This is a genomic window from Paenibacillus doosanensis, from assembly GCF_025060755.1.
Classification (GTDB): Bacteria; Bacillota; Bacilli; order Paenibacillales; family NBRC-103111; genus Paenibacillus_S; species Paenibacillus_S doosanensis.
The window spans coordinates 1-5,343 of the sequence record NZ_JANYUY010000099.1 but is presented as its reverse complement, the minus strand read 5'-3'; the positions used below and the strand labels follow the sequence as shown (position 1 = coordinate 5,343).

Sequence of the window (5,343 nt, the reverse complement as noted above, 5' to 3'; positions counted from 1 at the left end):
TCTTGATTTTGCTGACGTCTGTGGTAGACTTCATCTAAAGGGTGCTCCTCTCTTTGGGTGATGTTGTCTTCGCAAACACCATTCTACCAAAGATTTGGAGCCCTTTTTATATTTTTAGACGATCGTACTTTCGAAATTCAGGGTAATATCTTATGGATGGAACGAAAATCGAGGACAATGCCAACAAGTACTCGTTTGTCAGGGAAACGTAATTGTCAAGCAAAAAAACCGTTTACAAGAGAAAGTGCAAGCGTTCTTTGCAAGCATCGAAGAAGCGGAGCGGCAAGAAAATGCAGAACATGCGGATGGGCGATCGGAACAGATATAGCAAAACCGATCCGGACGCTACCTTTATGCGAATGAAAGAAGATCACATGTTAAACCGGCAGCTAAAACCAGGTTATAATGTACAAATAGGAACGGAAATCAGTTTATTGTTGGATATAGCGTACACCAACGCCCAACCGATATCTGTTGTTTCAAGCCCCGTCGGGAAAGGTTCGGTCGGTGATTGGCAAGCTGCCTGGTACCGTCATTGCAGATGCCATGTGTGGAGGAGAAGAGAACTATGCCTATCTAGAGGACGAACAGATCAAAGCGGCCGTGAAGTACAAAACGTACCACAAGAAAAATTGAGAATGTGTTGTGATTTATCCAAAGAAAGCCTAAAGGTATAATGGATTTTATTTTCCCATAATTTGATCAAATGGGGAGAATTAACGAAAAAGGTCAAATTCCAGAGCAAGATTGGGCTCGGATTAGGATTCGACCCTTTTCGTTAATTGTAAAGGGTAAGAGCTGGCTCTCGGTAGTTAAAAACTACTTCTGGGACGGCTTCTGTTTACGTTAAATACGAAAATCTCTGGTTAGACTGGGGTACAGCTAAGAGTAAATAAAAACTTGAGCTTACTTACTTTACTTAAAGTAAAAAATAATAAAGGAGTTAGCTATAAGAAGCTAGTAAAATCAGACCTGTTGATTAACAAGAAATTGTAATACAAGTCATCCTGCCAGAGGCATACTGAAGCAGACGATTCAGTCGCACCACCCGCTCAATCGGTAACTTACACAGACCAAATAAGCGTGAAAATTGAACAAATGAAAGCCTAGCATGCCGGGGCATTTTTAAGGAAAGTGCATCGAATGACCATTTGAGCAGGACATAGACCATGAGAGCGCTAAACAATTGGCCATATACCGCATTTTCGGTTGTGCCAAATAGGGTAGTTAGGTTCATATGCTGTTTGATCCAGCGAAAAAAGACCTCAATCTGCCAGCGAGCTTTATATATCTGTGCAATTTGCTCCGCCGTCACATGCATTAAATCGGTCACGACTCGGATTTCACGGCCTTCGAAGTCCTGAAAAATGACGACGCGATGGCGCTTTTTCGAACGACATTGCGGAGTGCCCAGTTGACAGGTGATGTCACGTATGACCGGTAATTCCATCGGACTTTGTCGACGTAACGCTTTGGGCTTTTCCAGATGGACGTTGTCGTGCAAGCGAATGACAAACGATTGTCCGTCTTGTTTGAAACGATCCAGTCGCTCCAGTTTGCCGTACGCCCGGTCCATGACCATAATGAAAGGCAACTGAGTCAGGCTTTCGCTCACCAGTCCATCGTGTCTGGAACCAACGGTTTCTTCGACTTGCAGAGGTTGCTCTGTTTCGACTTGAAGAGCCACGTGAAGTTTAACGCCTGATCGTTCCCCATGATAAGGAGCCCATGGCAAGCGGGTTTTGCCTACGGTCACTGTGGTCGAATCAATGAGTAGCAGTTCCTTCGGGAAAGCCAACTTTCGCCGGATTTCTCGATTACACTTCCGGACGAGCAAATGAAAAATCTCCTTAAATACGGCAAACGGAACTTCAGCCGCTTTACTTGAAAATCGTGAATAATGAACTTCCACCAGGCCACTGAGGGAAGCGCGGTCAGAACCAGCACGGTAGCTGGGCCATTCTTCATAGGCTGCTGTGCACCAATATTGCAACAATTGATACACTGTAAATTTACGAGCTTTATCTGCGTACCCCGATCGGTTGACGATGGATTCGACTTCTTCCGGCGTCAATATCGATTGAAGAATAGACAGGATCGTGGTAGACTTTTTCATGGAGTCGTCACCTTTCGGTTTGTTTGTAGGGGTACAAACAGTTTACCGGGTTGATGGCTTTTTTCTACCATTTTGTGGTTATTCAACAGACGTGTAGTAAAATATCAAATTGTAATCTCTTCATAATCTGACGAAAGAAGAATAGTTCTCTACGCAAATGGTAAGAGGGAGAGATTACCGAATTTTAAGCCATTCCCCTAACCTCAAGACGTGATAGAATGGCAACAAAATGCTATATTTATAACGTTGTACTTAACACGAAGCTTACGAAGATATGAGTTTTCGCGATAGAGCGGTGTCGGTGTGGTTTGTTCCAAGGACGGGTTGTATAAATGTGGCTGATTTCTCAAAGGAAGCATAAATCATCTGCGCCGACGATACATCATGATATGGATTGAGATTCCTCTCATATTCCAAACCATGTTTCAGACATGCGTCTGCAAATCGATTGCTTAAGAGTTGTGAACCATTATAAGTGCAAATGGCAGGCTTCATATGTTAAATGCCTATCAAAGCATATCTATACTGGGAATTTGCTTTCGCTAGAAATGAAAAAAAACTACGACGGAATAACCAACGCACTAAATTTTTCCTCAAGTTGCTTTAAGTAACTTTCTGGATTTCGGCGAAAGCGCCGCGGCTTGATATGGAGCCTATGTGGACATGATCTAAGGCGATGCAGGAGTCTGTCAAGAATTTTGTGTAGGCGGCCGGGCAAGGTTATTCATTCTAGTGGGCGGGAGTCCCTCCAGGATAAAGCCTAACCAGCAATCCTGTAGCTAGTTCTTGGAGGCTAGTTCGGTAACGGGTAGCTTTAAGCGTAGAACGGCGAAATAGCGGGCCGAAAGCGAAAGCTGAAGTGATGGAGCCCCGAAAAATCAGTCGAGACAGGCCGATGTAGTTACACATACAGAAGGCAACATCCGTTCAAGCGCTAGGGTGAGTTTGAACGGGCACTCCGGGGTCTAAGAGCTTGGCACGTTATAAATGGAGAATGAATGGCAACCCGGGAGACCCTATCTCTTCCTGGAATCAACGGGTATGCTGTACAAGCGAAAACCAAGCAAGGAAAGCAAATGAGGGATAGGGAGTCGGATGGCTGAGTAGTATCGATGAAGCTGCGTAATGGCGGTGGAGAAAAGGAAGCCACATCGGAAGACCTTAACGGCGGACACCCATCCCACACTCAGAGGTGGAATCGAATTGGAAGCCAAGCTTGTTAAGATAGCACAGGTAGCAAAAGAACGTCCCAAAGAGCAGTTTACGAGCCTTATTCATCTTCTGAGCGAAGACGCATTATATAGGTGTCACCAGGAACTGAAGGGTAACAAAGCTGTCGGTGTGGACGAGGTGACGAAAGCCAAGTATGAGGAGAATCTAGCCGCAAATTTAAAGAATCTCCATCAATCCTTACGCAAAATGGCTTATAAACCTCAACCTGTAAGGCGGGTTTACATCCCTAAGCCTGGGAGTCAAAAGATGAGACCGCTGGGTATTCCCGCTTACGAAGATAAAATCGTTCAGTTGGCAGTGAGTAAAATCCTGATGGCAATATACGAACAAGACTTTCTGGCCTCTTCATTTGGATTTCGGCCCGGACTTAGCTGTCATGATGCCTTGCGTACGTTAAACACAACCATTATGACGAAGAAAACAAACTGGGTTGTAGATGCAGATATCTCGGGCTTCTTCGATCATGTTGATCATAGCTGGATGATGAAATGCCTCGAGGTTCGAATCAAGGACCGCAAACTATTGCAGTTGATTCAGGGTATGCTCAAAGCTGGCATGATGGAGGACGGGATCTTTCGGGAATCCGAAGAAGGTACACCGCAAGGAGGAATCGTCTCTCCTGTACTCGCTAATGTCTACTTGCATTACGTACTGGACTTATGGTTTGAAAAACGAGTGAAGAAGCAATACAGAGGCCAGACTTATATGGTTCGATACGCGGATGATTTTGCGTGCTGTTTCCAATACGAAGGCGAAGCTAGAAGCTTCTATCTACAACTGATGGACAGACTCAAGAAGTTTAACCTCGAGATAGCGCCGGAAAAGAGTAAGATTATTGAATTTGGCCAATATGCGGCACACAACAAGAAGGGTAGAGGAGAAGGCAAACCAGAAACATTCGATTTCTTAGGATTTACTCACTACTGTGGGCAAAGCCGTAACAGTAAATTCAGAATGAAGCGACAAACGAGCAGAAAGAAATTTCAAGCCGCGCTCAATCGAATGAAGATATGGATAAAGGCGAACCGAACCCTGCAGGTCAAATTACTGCTCAATCAGCTCAAAGCCAAACTCTTAGGACACTACAGGTACTACGGAATCACCGACAACGGCCCCATGCTGTCGAGATACTGGTATGGGACAATGAAGCTGTTATTTAAGTGGTTAAACCGAAGAAGCCAACGGAACAGCTATACATGGGACAAGTTCTTGCTGCTAATGAAAGCCCATCCTCTGCCCAAACCAAGAATATATTCGAGTATTTTTGAGGAGAAGAACCTCGTGTAAAACTTCCGATGAGGAGCCGTGTGCGTAAATAGCGCAAGCACGGTTCTGCGAGGGGAGAGCGAACAATCCCATGAGGAAAGACACTCTTCTACTCTACAACTCAGTTATACCCAAAGTTTGGAGCCGGGCTTGACATGGAGCCTCTAGCGGGCATGGCCTCTCGCGATTGGGCGATGCTGGAAAGTAGGCATCGCGAGGCTAACCAGCCTATCATGCCCGCCCTCTCCATGTAAAGTCCTTTAGCGGACCTGTACACGTTCAGGGAAGTGCACAGTGAGCTGCAACAGGATTTGTCCCCAATTTTGAACGCGTCCCGTCCACTTGCGGATAACGTCCATTGTCGCTAGATAAAGCATCTTAAGCAATGCCTCATCGTTCGGGAAAATGCTTTTTCCCTTTGTGACCTTGCGAAGCTGACGGTGGTAGCTTTCGATCATATTCGTTGTATAGATTAATTTTCGCAATTCTGGGGAGTATTTAAAGAAAGTGGCGAGTTCATCCCAATTGTTCCGCCAAGAGCGTACAATCAGTGGATACTGCTTGCCCCAAACCGCTTCAAATTGCTCTAATTCTTGCAGAGCCGCCTCTTCCGTTGGAGCCGTATAAATGGGACGTAACGCGGCAGTAACCTTCTTCAAGTCTTTGTAGGATACATATTTGATGGAATTTCGGATTTGATGAATCACACACTTCTGAATCTCGGTCTT

The 5,343-nt window shown here is 45.2% G+C and carries 3 protein-coding genes and 1 pseudogene; 2 read left to right on the top strand and 2 right to left on the bottom strand.

Annotation, left to right across the window (positions count from 1 at the left end; genetic code table 11):
• Positions 1-146 precede the first annotated feature (146 nt).
• Positions 147-630: pseudogene (locus N0M98_RS34010) on the top strand (IS1182 family transposase); the annotation flags it as partial.
• Positions 631-979: 349 nt separating this feature from the next.
• Here the strand turns inward: N0M98_RS34010 and N0M98_RS33400 are convergent.
• A complete protein-coding gene (locus N0M98_RS33400; protein WP_259620487.1) occupies positions 980-2,116 on the bottom strand; it encodes an IS4 family transposase in 1,137 nt (378 codons plus the stop codon).
• A 1,203-nt stretch (positions 2,117-3,319) separates the two neighbouring features.
• Between N0M98_RS33400 and ltrA the strand changes: the two genes are divergently transcribed.
• Positions 3,320-4,636 (top strand): group II intron reverse transcriptase/maturase, encoded by a 1,317-nt coding sequence (ltrA, locus tag N0M98_RS33395; protein ID WP_259620486.1) that lies wholly within the window; start codon positions 3,320-3,322, stop codon positions 4,634-4,636.
• Positions 4,637-4,875: 239 nt separating this feature from the next.
• Here the strand turns inward: ltrA and N0M98_RS33390 are convergent.
• Positions 4,876-5,343, bottom strand: a 468-nt coding sequence (locus tag N0M98_RS33390; RefSeq protein ID WP_259620485.1) for an IS256 family transposase, incomplete at its 5' end; no start/stop codon positions are given.

What these genes read in the sequence shown, in the direction of transcription:
- N0M98_RS33400 (WP_259620487.1), bottom strand. Translation starts at nt 2,116, where the DNA reads ATGAAAAAGTCTACCACGATCCTGTCTATTCTTCAATCGATATTGACG.